The organism is Allobosea sp. Root483D1, from assembly GCF_001429505.1.
Lineage (GTDB): Bacteria > Pseudomonadota > Alphaproteobacteria > Rhizobiales > Beijerinckiaceae > Allobosea.
On record NZ_LMJW01000019.1, the window covers coordinates 194 to 14,655 of the forward strand.

The following is a 14,462-nucleotide window of genomic DNA, read 5'->3' on the forward strand; positions in this document are numbered from 1 at the left end:
ACACCTTGTTCCTGACGATGCCCGCGCAGGGCCGGAAAAACGGGGTCGCATTAGGGGGTTTTCGGGCGAAGCGCAAGCTGGAGGGAGCCGAGACCATTGCCCGGCCCTTCTGGAACGGCATCGCATCAACAATTTCCGGCACCTTGCTGGAACGCGCTCGCAAGGCGCGGCGCTCACCGAGGCTCCCGGCCGCTCTCTAACGAAACGGCTGCAACCCGCCGGGCGCGAGGCGGAACAGCATGCGGCTGACCGGATAGTCGTCCTTCATCGCGGCGATCGCTCGCAAAGCCGCCACGGCTTTCGGGTCGTCGCCATCGCCGAAGGCGAGCACGCTGCGCCCCGGCATGGCGATCACCACCGTCTTCGGCAGATCGGGAATGTCCTTCCATGGATTCGGCAGCAGAAGCAGCGAGGCGTTGTAGTCGGGCAGGTCGAAGTCGAAGGCGCGGAACGCGCCGTGATCGTGGATCTCGAACCGATTGGCGCGCCGTTCGAGATTGGCGAGCGCCGCCTCGAACACCTGCGCATCGCTCATGCCATAGCGCCGCCCTTCCCCGACCGGGACGAAGCGGGTGATCCGCGGCAGGTCGAGCGCCGGCACGACGATGACGTCGCCGGCAAGCGGCAGGTGAAGCAGCTTGCCGTCGGGCACACCCTGCTTGCGGGCGAGTGCCGCGAAGTCGTCGACATAGGAGCGGTTCTTGAGGACCGGCAGCAGCGCATCGCGGAAACGCGCGACCTCGGCCGGGCTGGGCTTGCTCGGATCTCCGCCGGCCGCCATCCGGTCGAGCTTCTGCAGCAGACTGTCGAAAGCCTTTTGCCGGTGGCTCGCATCAGGCTCCCGGTTGAGCTGGGCCGACAGGCTCGCCAGCCCGAAGCGCATCTCGGTGCCGCCGGCGACGACGACGAAGTCACCGGCATCGACACGCGCACCGCTGACGCCGGTCCGGCCGCGGCTGGCCGCCTGCAGCAGCGCCGCCAGCTCCGCCTCGCTGACCGGGCGCGCCTCGTTCAGCCGCGCTCGATCCAATGCTGCCGCGGACACAATGAAGCCCGCGAGGCAAGCCAATGCCAGCACGAACGCACGCAACGCTCTGACCATGACGACCCCACCCTCACGTCACAATCGGATGCTCGCACACAACCTGAGCGAGAACAATGACGCAGCGGCACTCGCCGTATAATGGGCTGGTGCGCCATGCCAGCCGTGGCGTAAGAGCGGGCTCTCTATCGGTTTCAGGAACACATCATGACCGAACCCAAACCCGGCCCGCGCATCGCCATCACCTATTGCAGCATGTGCAACTGGCTGCTGCGCTCCGCCTGGATGGCGCAGGAGCTGCTGCAGACCTTCGGCCAGGATCTCGGCGAGGTCGTGCTGATCCCGCGCACCGGCGGCATCTTCCTGATCCATTATGATGGCGAGCTGATCTGGGACCGCACCGTCGATGGCGGCTTCCCCGATGTGAAACAACTCAAGCAGCGCGTGCGCGACCGGCTCGATCCCGAGCGCGACCTCGGTCATCTCGACGACCACAAGAAGAAGCTCGTGGAGGGCTGAGCGGCCGCGCGCGTATGCTCCGCTGCGCTCAAACGGTGGTCATCCCGGCCGTAGCGAAGCGCAGAGCCGGGATCCATTCCTGAACCTTTGACGGAAACGCTCCGGAATGGGTCCCGGGTCAAGCCCGGGATGACCCCGCGTGTTTCCGAGTCAAATAAGCCGGGCGGAATCAGTTCGCTTTCAAACGTCGCAGAAAACGAGTCAGATTCCGCCGCCGCAATCGCCGGCTAAGATCTGGTCCATCGAGCGCGACGGCTCGGCGCAGCCGGCCTCGCCCACCACCTTGGCCGGCACGCCGGCGACCGTGGTGTTGCGCGGCACCGCCGCGAGCACGACCGAACCAGCCGCGACGCGGGCGCATTGCCCGACTTCGATGTTCCCGAGGATCTTGGCGCCGGCGCCGATCAGCACGCCTTTGCGGATCTTGGGGTGGCGGTCGCCGCCCTGCTTGCCGGTGCCGCCCAAAGTCACGTCCTGCAGCATCGAGACATTGTCCTCGATCACCGTGGTCTCGCCGACGACGAGGCCGGTGGCATGGTCGAGGAAGATGCCCTTGCCGATCTTCGCCGCCGGGTTGATGTCGGTCTGGAAGACCTCGGAGGAACGGCTCTGCAGATAGAGCGCGAAGTCGCGCCGGTCCTGCCGCCACAGCCAGTTCGCCAGGCGATGCGTCTGCAACGCGTGGAAGCCCTTGAAATAGAGCACCGGCTCGATCAGCCGGTAGCAGGCGGGATCGCGGTCGAGCACGGCAAGGACGTCGGCGCGGATGCCCTGCCCGATCTCGGGATCGGCAGCGAGCGCCTCGTCGAAGGCCTGGGCGATCAGTTCGGCCGGCACGGCGCCATGGCCGAGGCGTGCGGCGATGCGATGGCCCACCGCCGCCTCGAAGCCCGGCTGGTTCACGATCGTCGCCAGGATGAAGCTCGCCAGCGCCGGCTCGCTCGCGATCGCCTGCTCGGCCTCGCTGCGCAACCGCGACCAGACCGGGTCGACCCGGTCGAGCCCGGTAGCGGGATCGCGAATATCGATGTTTGGACGCCCGGACGGCATGGCGTTCTCCGCTGCGGTTCGCTCGTAGAATAGTCTGGCACGAGAAGATCGTGCCGGAGCACATGGACCCGCCTTCTCGCTGAATCAAGCCTCGAAGAACAAGAATCGATTTGCGAATGAATATTGCCAAGTCATTGCCGTAGAATAATATTCTACCAGCGGAGAATATTATTCTACACCCGGCACGCTACGGCCTGCGCGCCAGGAACTCGACGACTGCCTGCTTGTGCGTGCGGTCGCCGACCGCGAGATTGTGATCGCGTCCTTCGATGGCGAAGCTTTGCGCGCCCGGGATCAGCGCCGCCAGCTCCGGGCCGGAGCCGGAGACGTCGTCCTTGGTGCCGACGCTGACCAGGGTCGGGACCGCGATGCGGCCGACCTCTTCCTTGCTCAGCGTCTGGCGCGTCCCGCGGATGCAGGCCGCGAGCGCGCGCAGATCGCTGCCGGTGTTTTCGGCGAAGGCGCGGAACATGCGTTGCATCGGATCGGTCAGATCGGCGAGCGAGGGCGCCTCCATCGCATCCGCAATCCCGAGCGGCAGGCCGACGCCCTCGACCAGATGGATGCCGAGCCCGCCGAGCAGGAGCGAGCGCACGCGCTCGGGATGGGCAAGCGTCAGATGCGACGAGATACGCGCGCCCATCGAATAACCCATGATGTCGGCGCGCTCGATCGAGAGATGGTCCATCAGCCGGCGCGCATCCTCGGCCATGATGTTCGAATGATAGGCCTCGGGATCGTAGAGCTTCTGGCTGCGGCCATGGCCGCGATTGTCATAGAGAACGACGCGCCGGCCGGCATGGGTCAGCGTCTTGGTCCACTGCGTGTTGACCCAGTTCACCGCATGGCTCGAGCCGAAGCCATGGATCAGCACGATCGGATCGCCGCTGCCCTCGCCGGTCGGGGCGAGGTCGAGATAGGCGATTGCCACGCCGTCGGAATCGAATGTCTGCATCGGCCCTACTGCCAAGCTGCTTGATCTCAGGGCAGGTCTGCCATGACGGCGTGGCTTTGGGTAGCGCTTCGCTACGTCCGGGATGACTCGCGCAAGTTGATGAGGATGGCCGGCCCCTTTCCGCAACGCCGCGCGCCGCTTATGACGAGACCATGAGCGAGCAAGCCCAACCTCCGGCCGGCGGCCGTATCGAACTGGTCGATCTGGCCCGCGGCATCGCGCTGCTCGCGATGTTCGTCTACCACTTCGCCTATGATCTCTCTTACTTCCGGCTGATCCGGGTCGATGTCGTCAGCGATCCCGCCTGGCGCGCCTTCGCCCGGCTGATCGCCGGCTCCTTCCTGGCGATCGTCGGCTTCAGCCTGGTGCTGTCGACGCGCAACGGTTTCGATCGCGGCAATTATCTGCGCCGTCTCGCCCTCGTCGCCTGCGCTGCGGTGCTGGTCACCTCCGCGACCTGGTTCGCCCTGCCGGACATCTTCATCTTCTTCGGCATCCTCCACCATATCGCGCTGGCGAGCGTGCTGGCCCTGCCTTTCCTGTTCCTGCCGACCGCCGTCATCGCGCTCGCGGCGGTCGTCGTCTTTGCCCTGCCCTTCATCCTGGGGCACGATCTCTTTACGCAGGACTGGCTGTCCTTCCTCGGCTTCGGGCCCTGGCCGCTCACCGCCGATTTCGTGCCTGTCTTCCCCTGGTTCAGCTGCGTGCTTGCCGGCATGGCGCTGGCGCGGATCGCGCTCCCGAAAGCGCAGGAGAGCAGCTGGGGCCGCTGGCGGGCGACGTCCGCTCCGGCCAGGCTCGTCGTCCTCGGCGGCCGCAACAGCCTGTTCGTCTATCTCGTCCACCAGCCGCTCTTCATCGGCGCGCTGTTCCTGTTCATGCAGGCAACCGGCCCGAAGCTGCCCGACGCGGAAGCCGTGACCTTCCTGACCTCCTGCCAGCGCTCTTGCACAGCAACAGGCACGCCAAAGGAGATCTGCGAGCGTGTCTGCGGCTGCTCGATGGACGGGCTCAAGCAGGCGAACCTCTGGGTCAAGGCGCTCGCCGACGCGCTGAGCCCGGCGGAAATCGAGCGGGCTCGGGAGATCGGCCAGAGCTGCGCCCGCCAACCCTAATCGTCTCGCCGCCCATAGCGGCGACAGGTCACGGCAGCATCGATGTCGATCTATCTCGCGCGCGCTGGCGCGGCCCGCGACGAACGATTATGGTGCCGCCCAAATCGCAAGGACGAGAACCATGGCCGATCACGGCACCCCGCATTTCCACAATGATCCCGGCGTCGCCGTGATCCATGTCGGCGCGCGCGAGTTCATGTGCATCGGCGCCAAGCCGCCCTTCGACCACCCGCATGTCTTCCTCGACATGGGTTCGGACGACGAGATCGTCTGCCCCTATTGCTCGACGCTGTTCAAATACGAGCCGTCGGTCGGCCATGGCCACTGCAAGCCGGCCGAGTGCGAATACCACGACACCGCCGCCAAAGCGGCGTGAGGACACCCTGCCGGGGGCGCGGCAGGACATGACATCATGGCCAATCTCCCGATCCTCATCGCGGGCGCCGGTATCGGCGGCTTGACCGCCGCGATCGCGCTCGCCCGCCGCGGCATCCCCGTCGCCATCGCCGAGAAGCGCACGCGCTTCGACGAGGCCGGCGCCGGCATCCAGGTCTCACCCAATGCCGGGCGCGTGCTCGAATCGCTCGATCTCGGCTTGGCCTTGCGCCGCGCCGCGATTCGGCCCGAAGCGCTGGCGATCGGCCATTGGCAAGGCGGTAAGCCGCTGCTCGCCATGCCTTTTGCCCCGCCCGTCGAGGGCGCGACGCCGTCGCGCTCGCTGAAGCGCGCTGATCTGCACCAGCTCTTGCTCGATTCGGCCCGGACCCTGCCGAACATCCGCTGGATTATCGGCCGCGGCCTCGTCGATGCGCGCGAAACCGAAGCCGGCGTCGCCGTCACTCTGGGTAGCGAGAGCGGCGGGACCGAGACGGTCAAGGCCATGGGCCTGATCGGCGCCGACGGCCTCTGGTCGCGCGCCCGTGCCCTCGTCGGCGATACGACCGAGCCCGGCTTCACCGGCTGGGAGGCTTGGCGCTCGCTGGTCCCGGCGGAGGGCTTGCCCGAGGCGCTGCGCCGCCCGGCGGTGGCGCTGCATCTCGGCCGCGCCCGCCATGCGGTGCATTACCCCGTCTCAGGCGGCAAGGAGATCAACCTCGTCCTGATCCGCGCCGCACGCGAGGCACGTCCCGGCTGGTCGCGCGAGGGCGAGGCGTCGCAGTTGACCGAGATCGCCGGCAATGCCGGCCCCGGCCTGCGCGAATTGATCGAGCGCGCGCCGAACTGGCGGATCTGGTCGCTCTACGACCGCGCCCCTGCGCGGATGGCCAAGGGCCGCATCGCTTTGCTCGGTGACGCCGCCCATCCGATCCTGCCCTTCCTGGCCCAGGGCGCGGCGCTTGCCATCGAGGACGCCGCCGTGCTGGCCCATGAGCTCGCCACGCGGCTGGCGACCGATGGGACAGCGGCCGTGCCGGCGGCGCTTGCCGCCTATGCCAAGGCGCGCGGCGAGCGCGCGGCGCGGGTCCAGCAGGCCAGCCGCAAGAATGGCGAGGCCTACCATCTCGGCCGCCCGTGGAGCTTCGCGCGCGACTTCGCCATGCGCCGCTTGGGCCCCGACGGCATGCGCCAGCGCCATGCCTGGATCTATGACTGGCGGGCACCGGGCTGACGAAATCGTCATCCCTTCGCCTCGCCTGATCTCGTCAACGCCGCATTCGCTTCCTAGATTATCGGCAGGCGACACGAAACGAAACGAGCCAATGATCCGCATCGACCTCAACAATGCCGCCAGTGCCCGTCTGGTTCGCTTGCCCCGTTGGGCGAGCTGGTTGGTCATGGCCGGAGCCTTAGTCGTCGGCGTGCTGATTTTCCTGGTCGCGGCGAGCCTGGCGCTGATCCTCGTGCCGCTGGTCATCGCCGGCGCCGCCTTCGCCAGCTGGCAGTTGCGCCGCCGCATGCGCGCCGCCGGCATCGATCCGCAAAAGCCGTTCGAGCGCAGGCAGCCCGACGCTGCACGCGGCGAGATCGTCGACGCCGAGTACCGGGTGATCGAGCCGGGCGAGCGGCGCTAAGCCGGAGCCCGCGCGGCCAATTCGGCCCGCAGCCGGGTGTTCTCCGTTTCCAACTCTTCAAGCCGCTGTCGCACCGGTGCGAGCGCTGGCGCCAGCTCTGCCTCGCTGAAGCGTGGCGTGATGTGCTGCGGGCAGTTCCAGTCGAAGGCCTCGACCTTGATGGTCACACCGCGCTCCGGCACGGCGCGATAGCCCGGCACGATCAGGCGCCGCGCCAGCTCCGGCTCGGCGGCGAGATCGTGGAAGCGAGCCCGGCCGAAGATCTTCAGCCGCGCCTTATGGCCGTAATCCATCAGGAACAGACAGAGCCGGTCGTCGGCCGAGAGATTGCCGAGGCTGAGATATTGCCGGTTGCCGCGCAGGTCGGCGAAGCCCAGCGTCGTCTCGTCGAGCACGCGCAGGAAACCGGGTGGCCCACCGCGATGCTGCAGATAGGGCCAGCCGGTCTCCGAGACACTCGCGAGATAGAAGGAATCGCGCGCCGCGATGAAGCCGGCCTCGGCCTCGCCGATCCGGTCGTGATGCGCCTCGCCCTCCTCCTGCCTGGCATAGGCGCGCCGGCTGCCCTGCGCCTCCTGCGCCGCCTTCACGGCCGGTGTCGTTGCGATCTCAAGGAAACGGTGGGTCATCTCATGGGCCTCCGCCCGGTGAGATGACCATTTCACCAATGGTTCGCAATCACTGCTATCAACAGTTCAGAATTCCGCTGAGCGGAACAATCCTTGTCACGCCGGCAGTCGCACCAGCAAGACACCCGCCGCCGCGCAGGCGGCCAGCACCGGGATCATCCCGAACTTGAAGCGCAGCAGCGCGATCATCGCCGCCGCAGCAAGTACGGCCGCCCGCCAGTCGAGTGAAGCCAGCACCGGCAGGTCCGGCGCGAGCGGCCCGATCACGACCGGCCGCACTGCCCTGAACAGCACATGCAGGCCGAACCAGAGCGCGAGATTGGCGATGACACCGACGACCGCGGCCGTGATCGCGGTCAGCGCCGCCGACAGCGCCTTGTTGCCGCGCAATGCCTCGATGTAGGGCGCGCCGAGGAAGATCCAGAGGAAGCAGGGCGCGAAGGTCACCCAGACTGTCAGCAACCCGCCGAGGCTGCCGGCGACGAGCGGATCGAGCCCGCCATGCCCCCGCCATGCGGCGAGGAAACCGGTGAACTGCAGCACCAGTATCAGCGGGCCCGGCGTCGTTTCGGCGAGGCCGAGCCCGTCGACCATCTCGCCGGCGACCAGCCAGCCATAGGTCTCGACCGCCGCTTGCGCGACATAGGCCAGCACGGCATAGGCGCCGCCGAAGGTGACGACCGCCATGGCGCTGAAGAAGCCGCCGATCTGCGTGAAAACGTTGCCGCTGCCGAGCAGCGCCCAGAGCAGCACGACCGGCCCGAGCCAGAGCGGCAGCCAGACCGCCAGAACTTTCAATGCCTTCCCCACCGAGGGCTCGGCATGCGTAAGCTCGCCACGTTCGAACATCAGGTCGACCACGCCCTTGAACTCCGGCGCGCCGTCCTTGCCGGCATGGCTGCCATTGCCGAACAGCGCCGGCGCCCAACGATTGCCGAGCCAACCCACGAGCCCGGCACAGAAGATCACCAGCGGAAACGGCGCCTTGAGCAGGAAGAGCGCGAGGAAAGCCGCAACCGCGATCACAACCATCGCCCGGTTCTTCAGCGCCCGCCGGCTGATCCTGAGGCCCGCCTCGATCACCACGGCGAGCACCGCCGCCTTCACGCCGAAGAAGATGGCATCGACCAGCGGAACCTGGCGATAGAGCACATAGAGCAAAGAGAGGCCCCACATCACCAGCGCGCCCGGCAGGATGAAGAGCAGGCCAGCGATCAGCCCGCCGATCGTCCGGTGCATCAGCCAGCCGATATAGGTGGCGAGCTGCTGCGCCTCGGGGCCGGGCAGTAGCATGCAGTAGTTGAGCGCATGCAGGAACCGGCGCTCGCCGATCCAGCGGCGCTCGTCGACCAGCTCCTTGTGCATCAGCGCGATCTGCCCCGCCGGCCCGCCGAAGGAGAGCAGGCCGATCTTGAGCCACACCCGTGTCGCCTCGGCGAGTGTCGGCGTGGCGGGGGCGGCGGGGACGGCGATAGCCGCCCCTTCGTTGATTGCAGTCGTCATCGCCCGGTCCTCAGATCTTTCCCGGCGCGGACGGCCAGTTATGGGTTTCCTCGCCGGCGTCCCGGCACCAGCGATAGAAGGCGTCGTAGAGCAGCATGCCGGCTTCAAGCTGTGCCAGGTCGTCGCGATACATCCGTGACAGGCCGAGCGAAGCGGCAAGGAAGCCGGCAGCCTGCGGCACGAGGTCGAGCCTGGCCGTGTCCGCCGCCCGGACGATGGCGGCGAGTTGGTCGAGCGCCGGCGACGCCAGCCCGAACTCCTCGATCATCGTGTCGAAGCTGCAGCGCTCGCCGCGATGGCTCCAGAACACGCCGTCGATGTCGAACGGCGTCGCCCCGAAGCGGTCGGCAACATCCGCGACCTCCGCAGCCGAGACGAACAGGAAGACAGCCTCGCGATCGACGAAGCGGCGGATCAGCCAGGGACAGGCGATGCGATCGACCTTGGGCCGCGCCCGGGTCACCCAGAGCGTCCGTCCGGTAGCGTCGCGCTTCGGCAGCTTGCTCGTATCGACGAGGAGGCCGCCGGCCTCACGCCAGGCCTCGAAGCCGCCGGTCAGATTCTCAGCCTCGATGCCCTCATGGCGCAGCCAGGCGGCGGTGCCTTCGCTAAGCTTCTGGCCTCTCTGGCAAATGACGGCAACCTTGCGGCCGGCATAGGCGCCGGCCCAGGCGGCGACGTCGCGATGGCTGCGCCGTTCCGAGGCCGGCAGCAGGCGCGGCTCGGCGGCGACGTCCTCGTCGATGCGGACATCGATCAGGACAGGCGCATCGGGCAGGCCGACGAGCCGGGACAATTGTGCAGGCGTGATCTGGATATTGGAAGACATGAGCGTCCATCCTTGAGCAAGGAGTGTGGACGCGATCCTTGGGCTGACGCCTCACGGGGCGGTCGCGATAAGCCCCTGCGAAGAGTTTAGATCACTACGCCGAGGCAGGGTCAACAATCGCTCGCGTCCCTCTTATTGGAGTAAACGCGGGTCGTCCCGGGCGACCGAAGGGAGACCCGGGACCCATTCCGGAACCTTTTCGGAAAGGCTCCGGAATGGATCCCGGATCGGCGCCGCTTCGCGGCTTTCCGGGATGACACTGTGATAGATGTCGAAGCCTAACCTCTTTTCGGCCAAGCCTCAGGGTTAGAGCTGCAAGCGTATCAATCGATCCGGCTGACCAGCAGCTTGTCGATCCGCCTGCCGTCGAGATCGACCACCTCGAAGCGCCAATGGCCCTTTTCGAAGCTCTCGCCGACATTGGGCAGCCGGTTCATCTCGGCCAGCACGAAACCGGCAACGGTCTGGTAGTCGGCGTCGCGCGGCACATGGATACCGAGCTCATGCGAGAACTCGTCGACCTGCATCCAGCCGGCGACCAGGAAGGAGCCGTCGGCACGGGTGACGATCGCCGGCTCCTCCTCGTCCTCGTCCTGGAAGGCTCCCGTGATCGCCTCGAGCACGTCGCTCGAGGTGATGATCCCCTCGAAATGGCCGTATTCGTCAAAGACCAGCGCGAGATGGACATTGGAAGCGCGGATCGCGCGCAACACGTCGAGAGCACCGCTGGTGTCCAGCACCACCGGCGCCTCGTGCACGAGACTGCGCAGATCGCGGCCGTCGCCGTCCGAGAGCGCATCGAACATGTCCTTGACGGTGACCACGCCGATGATCGAATCGGCCTCGCCGTCCTGCACCGGCAGGCGCGAGCGCTTCGTGGCGCGGACCTGGATCTTGATCTCGTCGGTCGTGTCGGCGAGATCGATCACCTCGACCTCGCGCCGGGGTGTCATCAGCGCCCGGGCCGAGCGGTCGGCGAAGCGCATCACCCCGGAGATCATCTCGCGCTCGTCGCGCTCCAGAACGCCGGCATTCTCGGCCTCGGCGATGATGGTGCGGACCTCTTCCTCGGTGACCGTCTCTTCCGACTCGCCCTTTTGGCCGAGCAGGGCCAGCACCAGCTTGCCCGACGCGTCGAGCAGCCAGACCAGCGGCGAGGCGACCTTCGCCAGCACCACCATCGCCGGAGCGACGCGCGCGGCGACGCGCTCTGGATCGCGCAACGCAATCTGCTTCGGCACCAGTTCGCCGACGATCAGCGAGAGATAGGTGATGAGGACGACGACGGTTCCGACGCCGAGCGTATCGGCCATGGCATTCGAGAATCCGTGCGTACCGAGCCATTCCGACAGGCGTGCCCCGAGCGTGGCGCCCGAAAAGGCACCGGAGAGCACCCCGACCAGGGTGATGCCGATCTGGACGCTGGAGAGGAAGCGGCCCGGGTTGTCGGCGAGCTTGATCGCCTTCGCGGCCCCTTTGCTGCCTCGATCGCTGAGGACTTTCAGCCGTGCCGGCCGGGAAGAAACGACCGCGAGTTCCGACATGGCGAGCACACCGTTGATGACGGTGAGGACGACGACGATCAATATCTCGGTTAACAAAACCGGCTCGAAAACTGCAGGGCCGCACTCTGTATCGGTCTGCTTCTGAGCCGCTTATAACGCATTGACGGCCGAACGCGATGGGAGAAGGCGATGCCCCAGGACGATTCCGATCAACGCGATCCCCGCCAGCTCGCGCCGGCGACTCAGCGCAACCGCGAACCGATTCTCGCCGTGCTGCGTGAGGTGCTGCCGGCGCAGGGGCAAATTCTCGAGATCGCCAGCGGCTCCGGCGAGCACGCCATCCATTTCGCCGCCGCCTTCCCGGGCCTGACCTTCCAGCCAAGCGACCCCGATCCGGCCGCGCTCGCCAGCATCGATGCCTGGGCTGGCGAGAGCGCGCTGCCGAATCTGCGCCCGGCCATCCGGCTCGATGCGACCGCGCCGCGCTGGCCGGTCACGGAGGCCGACGCGATCCTGTGCATCAACATGATCCACATCTCGCCCTGGGCGGCGACCGAGGGGCTGATCCGGCACGCGGCGCAGCTATTGCCGGCGGGCGGGCCGCTCTATCTCTACGGCCCCTACCGCCAGAGCGACGTGCCCCTGGCGGCGAGCAACGCCGTCTTCGACGACAGCCTGCGCCGGCGCAATCCGAAATGGGGCCTGCGCGAGCTCGACGCCGTGGCCGAATTGGCGAGGGCTGCCCGCTTCGGCGCGCCGCGAGTGACGGCGATGCCGGCGAACAATCTCAGCGTGGTGTTTCGCCGGATGTGATCGTTCACCCGCCGTCGCAGCTGGTTTCCTGCGTCGCGCAGATGCGGTCGAGCCAGGCGCGGAAGCGGCCGACCTCTGCTCCTGCCTTGGCAGCGGGCTTGATCTCGACGCCGGAGAGGGCCTCGCTGCCCGCCGGCAGGCCGTACTCGACCAGCACCCATTTGCCGCTGCAGCCGAGAAGTCGGCCGTTCTGGACGAAGGCGTCGCCGTCGAAGCTCGCTCCGTCCTGGCCGGAGAGCACGGCCGGAGCCTTGGCGTCCGGGCGTTGCCGGCCGGCGGCGGCCTGCGACTTCACGGTCAGCTTGCGCCCGCTCACCCAGCCCGAGCCCTTGAACATCGGCCGCGACGCGGCGTCGGTCAGCATCTCGTTGTCGCGGGCCTTGGCGATCCTGAACCAGCCATTGGCGCCGGCGCTGACCTCGACCTCGACCATGGCGCGCACCGGCGGATCGTCGCGGCTGAGCTTCACCGGCGGCAGCGTGCCGACCACCTTGTGATTGGTACCCGGTCCGGCGCGGACATTGAGCCCCTCCGGATCAGTCTCGCTGACGAAGGCACCGAATGTGCAGGCGACCTGCCCGGCCGGCGCTGGCGCCACGCTTTCCGACTGCGCCCGCGCCACCGGCGCAGAGAGCAGCAGAGCAGCCGTCAGGCTGGCTGTGAGGATCTCACGACGCTGCATTGACCAGCACGTAGTAGAAGGCGTTGGGTTTCCCGACAGCCTTCAGGAAGATCGGGTAGCGGTTCTTCGGAACCGTCTGGCAGCCGGCCGACCAAGTATTGGGTTCGAGCACATTGTCCGCCCCGCCGCGGTGGATGTACATGCTGGTCCCCGCCCCCGACGGGTCGATCCGGCTCTTGTCATCCTGGGTGAAGCGGCCATCGCCGTCGGTGTCGCGCTCGGCGATCTGCGTGGTCTTGACCTGGAAAGCCCGGTCGCCGAGGAAGCCGCCCTTCTTCTCGAAATACTGGTAGGTGCCCTCGGTCAGGCGGCCGGCATCCTTGATGCCGTCCTTGTTGATGTCGACGCCATCCGCCTTCTTGAACGCGACGCCCTTGTAGCGCTTGTCGCCGCTGCCGGCGCGCTGCGAATACTGCGCGCCCGGCTCGGTACAGATCGGAAAGCTCGTGAGCTCGCGGAAGCGCCCGGTCCGGCGCATCACCACGACGAGGTCGTCATAGGAGCCTTTGCCGTGCTTGGCGATCGTGCTGCTCTCCTTGCGTAGCGCCAGCAGGACGAGGCGGCCAAAGCGGAGGTCGAAGCGCGCATCGGTCGAGCCGAACCGCCAGAAGATCGCCGAATAGGAATCGAAGGCCTGCTTCGGCGTGCGAAATTGCGGGCGGTCGGCGGAAGGGCGGCGGAAACGGGCGTCGAGGATCTCGCTGTAGAAGTCGCGCCATTCCCGTATCGCCCGTAGCCGCGTCTCGGCGGCCGGGCTGAGATTGACTTCGACGACCCGCCAGAAGAAGTCCTGCAGGCCAGGGGGCACCGCCTCGACGATGTCGCGCCAGCGCGAGAAGGCGATGACCTTGTCCTGCCGCAGGCAGCGGTCGAACTGCCGGGCGAAATTGGCGAAATCGAGTTCGGCGAGGTCCGGGCGGCGGGCGCTCATGCCTCACCGTCCGGTCGTTGGAGCGGGCGCATCAAACCCTCCACACAGCGCGCTTTCCGTTCGGCTGGCTCAGCTGAACGACCAGAACTGGCGCAAAGTCACAATGCTCTGCGTCATCGGCATGACCATAAGGCAACGCCGCCCAAAGGTCAGGCGGCGAGCAACCGGTCCATCAGCAGCTTGCGGGTGTCTGAGGCGTTTTCGCCGATCAGAGCACCATCGGCAGCACGAAGAAGCCGCCGATGACCACCACCGCCAGCGCCAGCGCCGTCATCGGCAGGTGCTTCTCGATGAAGATGCGGATGTCGTCGCCATAATAGCGCAACGCCACCGCGATCATCGCGAAGAAGGTGACGCGCGAGATCACCATGCCGAGCGTGAACTTCCAGATGTCGAAATGCAGGAAGCCGGACATGATCGTGACGATCTTGAACGGGATCGGGGTCAGGCCCTTGGTCAGCAGCACCCAGAACCAGTAGTCCTGCGAGGTGTGGATCAGGTGGGCCGCCTTCTCCTGCAGGCCATAGATGCCGATCAGCCAGGCGCCGACCGATTCATAGAGGAGCGCGCCGATCGCATAGCCGAGATAGCCACCGGTGACGGCGCCGAGCGAGCAGACGCCGGCATAGAACCAGGCACGATCGGGCCTGGCGATGCACATCGGAATCAGCAGCGGGATCGGCGGCAGCGGGCTCACCGAGCTTTCGACGAAGGTGATGGCGAAGAGCAGCCAGGGAGCACCGGGATGGGACGCATAGGAAACGCACCAGTCGTAAGCACGCTTGAGCATGAAGGGGAAACCGTTCCTGGGTTCTCGCGCCGGTTGCAGGGCTGCCCTGCGTCCCATGCATTAATCTATCTGGCGCGGTCAGGCCAG

The 14,462-nt window shown here is 67.0% G+C and carries 17 protein-coding genes; 7 read left to right on the forward strand and 10 right to left on the reverse strand.

What is annotated here, in order from left to right; genetic code table 11:
• A partial coding sequence (locus ASE66_RS32920) for a hypothetical protein (RefSeq protein ID WP_210178642.1) occupies positions 1–200 on the forward strand: 200 nt, incomplete at its 5' end.
• Here ASE66_RS32920 and ASE66_RS18130 read toward each other — a convergent pair.
• Positions 197–1,030, reverse strand: coding sequence for a hypothetical protein (locus ASE66_RS18130; RefSeq protein WP_057191127.1), 834 nt, complete (start codon positions 1,028–1,030; stop codon positions 197–199). The two genes, ASE66_RS32920 and ASE66_RS18130, sit on opposite strands and share 4 nt — an antisense overlap.
• A 219-nt stretch (positions 1,031–1,249) precedes the next feature.
• Between ASE66_RS18130 and ASE66_RS18135 the strand changes: the two genes are divergently transcribed.
• Entirely contained in the window at positions 1,250–1,561 is a 312-nt protein-coding gene (locus tag ASE66_RS18135; protein ID WP_057191128.1) for a SelT/SelW/SelH family protein, read from the forward strand.
• A 201-nt stretch (positions 1,562–1,762) separates the two neighbouring features.
• Here the strand turns inward: ASE66_RS18135 and cysE are convergent, their stop codons facing one another.
• A complete protein-coding gene (cysE, locus tag ASE66_RS18140) occupies positions 1,763–2,611 on the reverse strand; it encodes a serine O-acetyltransferase (RefSeq protein ID WP_057191129.1) in 849 nt (282 codons plus the stop codon).
• Between the two features lie 187 nt (positions 2,612–2,798).
• Complete coding sequence (locus ASE66_RS18145; protein WP_057191130.1) at positions 2,799–3,566, reverse strand: alpha/beta fold hydrolase; 768 nt, start codon at positions 3,564–3,566, stop codon at positions 2,799–2,801.
• 152 nt (positions 3,567–3,718) lie between these two features.
• Between ASE66_RS18145 and ASE66_RS18150 the strand changes: the two genes are divergently transcribed.
• From ASE66_RS18150 to ASE66_RS18165, 4 genes are all read left to right on the forward strand, one after another.
• Complete coding sequence (locus tag ASE66_RS18150) at positions 3,719–4,681, forward strand: DUF1624 domain-containing protein (protein ID WP_057191131.1); 963 nt, start codon at positions 3,719–3,721, stop codon at positions 4,679–4,681.
• 121 nt (positions 4,682–4,802) lie between these two features.
• Positions 4,803–5,057, forward strand: coding sequence for a zinc-finger domain-containing protein (locus ASE66_RS18155; RefSeq protein WP_057191132.1), 255 nt, complete (start codon positions 4,803–4,805; stop codon positions 5,055–5,057).
• A gap of 36 nt (positions 5,058–5,093) precedes the next feature.
• Complete coding sequence (locus ASE66_RS18160) at positions 5,094–6,290, forward strand: FAD-dependent monooxygenase (protein ID WP_057191133.1); 1,197 nt, start codon at positions 5,094–5,096, stop codon at positions 6,288–6,290.
• Positions 6,291–6,381: 91 nt separating this feature from the next.
• Positions 6,382–6,693 (forward strand): hypothetical protein, encoded by a 312-nt coding sequence (locus tag ASE66_RS18165; RefSeq protein ID WP_057191134.1) that lies wholly within the window; start codon positions 6,382–6,384, stop codon positions 6,691–6,693.
• Here the strand turns inward: ASE66_RS18165 and ASE66_RS18170 are convergent.
• The 4 genes from ASE66_RS18170 to ASE66_RS18185 form a co-directional block, all read right to left on the reverse strand.
• Positions 6,690–7,322, reverse strand: coding sequence for a pyridoxamine 5'-phosphate oxidase family protein (locus ASE66_RS18170; protein ID WP_057191135.1), 633 nt, complete (start codon positions 7,320–7,322; stop codon positions 6,690–6,692). The two genes, ASE66_RS18165 and ASE66_RS18170, sit on opposite strands and share 4 nt — an antisense overlap.
• A 96-nt stretch (positions 7,323–7,418) precedes the next feature.
• Complete coding sequence (gene chrA, locus ASE66_RS18175) at positions 7,419–8,825, reverse strand: chromate efflux transporter (protein WP_057191136.1); 1,407 nt, start codon at positions 8,823–8,825, stop codon at positions 7,419–7,421.
• A 10-nt stretch (positions 8,826–8,835) separates the two neighbouring features.
• Positions 8,836–9,654 carry a chromate resistance protein ChrB domain-containing protein gene (locus ASE66_RS18180; protein ID WP_057191137.1) on the reverse strand — a complete coding sequence of 273 codons (819 nt, stop codon included), beginning with the start codon at positions 9,652–9,654 and terminating at the stop codon, positions 8,836–8,838.
• Positions 9,655–9,977: 323 nt separating this feature from the next.
• Complete coding sequence (locus tag ASE66_RS18185; protein WP_057191138.1) at positions 9,978–11,240, reverse strand: hemolysin family protein; 1,263 nt, start codon at positions 11,238–11,240, stop codon at positions 9,978–9,980.
• A gap of 108 nt (positions 11,241–11,348) precedes the next feature.
• Here ASE66_RS18185 and ASE66_RS18190 point away from each other — a divergent pair, with 108 nt between their 5' ends.
• Positions 11,349–11,972: a DUF938 domain-containing protein gene (locus ASE66_RS18190; RefSeq protein ID WP_057191139.1), complete on the forward strand. Its 624-nt coding sequence runs from the start codon at positions 11,349–11,351 to the stop codon at positions 11,970–11,972.
• 4 nt (positions 11,973–11,976) lie between these two features.
• Here ASE66_RS18190 and ASE66_RS18195 read toward each other — a convergent pair whose 3' ends face one another.
• The 3 genes from ASE66_RS18195 to ASE66_RS18205 form a co-directional block, all read right to left on the reverse strand.
• The gene (locus ASE66_RS18195) at positions 11,977–12,654 is read right to left on the reverse strand and encodes an SH3 domain-containing protein (RefSeq protein ID WP_057191140.1); all 678 of its coding nucleotides are present in this window, start codon (positions 12,652–12,654) and stop codon (positions 11,977–11,979) included.
• Positions 12,641–13,585: a hypothetical protein gene (locus ASE66_RS18200; RefSeq protein WP_057191141.1), complete on the reverse strand. Its 945-nt coding sequence runs from the start codon at positions 13,583–13,585 to the stop codon at positions 12,641–12,643. The genes ASE66_RS18195 and ASE66_RS18200 overlap by 14 nt, the downstream gene beginning before the upstream one ends.
• A gap of 208 nt (positions 13,586–13,793) precedes the next feature.
• Complete coding sequence (locus tag ASE66_RS18205) at positions 13,794–14,375, reverse strand: YqaA family protein (RefSeq protein WP_057191142.1); 582 nt, start codon at positions 14,373–14,375, stop codon at positions 13,794–13,796.
• Positions 14,376–14,462: the final 87 nt, after the last annotated feature.

Coding starts and splice junctions, on each gene's coding strand:
- ASE66_RS18135 (WP_057191128.1), top strand. CDS start 1,250: ATGACCGAACCCAAACCCGGCCCGCGCATCGCCATCACCTATTGCAGC.
- cysE (WP_057191129.1), bottom strand. CDS start 2,611: ATGCCGTCCGGGCGTCCAAACATCGATATTCGCGATCCCGCTACCGGG.
- ASE66_RS18145 (WP_057191130.1), bottom strand. CDS start 3,566: ATGCAGACATTCGATTCCGACGGCGTGGCAATCGCCTATCTCGACCTC.
- ASE66_RS18150 (WP_057191131.1), top strand. CDS start 3,719: ATGAGCGAGCAAGCCCAACCTCCGGCCGGCGGCCGTATCGAACTGGTC.
- ASE66_RS18155 (WP_057191132.1), top strand. CDS start 4,803: ATGGCCGATCACGGCACCCCGCATTTCCACAATGATCCCGGCGTCGCC.
- ASE66_RS18160 (WP_057191133.1), top strand. CDS start 5,094: ATGGCCAATCTCCCGATCCTCATCGCGGGCGCCGGTATCGGCGGCTTG.
- ASE66_RS18165 (WP_057191134.1), top strand. CDS start 6,382: ATGATCCGCATCGACCTCAACAATGCCGCCAGTGCCCGTCTGGTTCGC.
- ASE66_RS18170 (WP_057191135.1), bottom strand. CDS start 7,322: ATGACCCACCGTTTCCTTGAGATCGCAACGACACCGGCCGTGAAGGCG.
- chrA (WP_057191136.1), bottom strand. CDS start 8,825: ATGACGACTGCAATCAACGAAGGGGCGGCTATCGCCGTCCCCGCCGCC.
- ASE66_RS18180 (WP_057191137.1), bottom strand. CDS start 9,654: ATGTCTTCCAATATCCAGATCACGCCTGCACAATTGTCCCGGCTCGTC.
- ASE66_RS18190 (WP_057191139.1), top strand. CDS start 11,349: ATGCCCCAGGACGATTCCGATCAACGCGATCCCCGCCAGCTCGCGCCG.
- ASE66_RS18195 (WP_057191140.1), bottom strand. CDS start 12,654: ATGCAGCGTCGTGAGATCCTCACAGCCAGCCTGACGGCTGCTCTGCTG.
- ASE66_RS18200 (WP_057191141.1), bottom strand. CDS start 13,585: ATGAGCGCCCGCCGCCCGGACCTCGCCGAACTCGATTTCGCCAATTTC.
- ASE66_RS18205 (WP_057191142.1), bottom strand. CDS start 14,375: ATGCTCAAGCGTGCTTACGACTGGTGCGTTTCCTATGCGTCCCATCCC.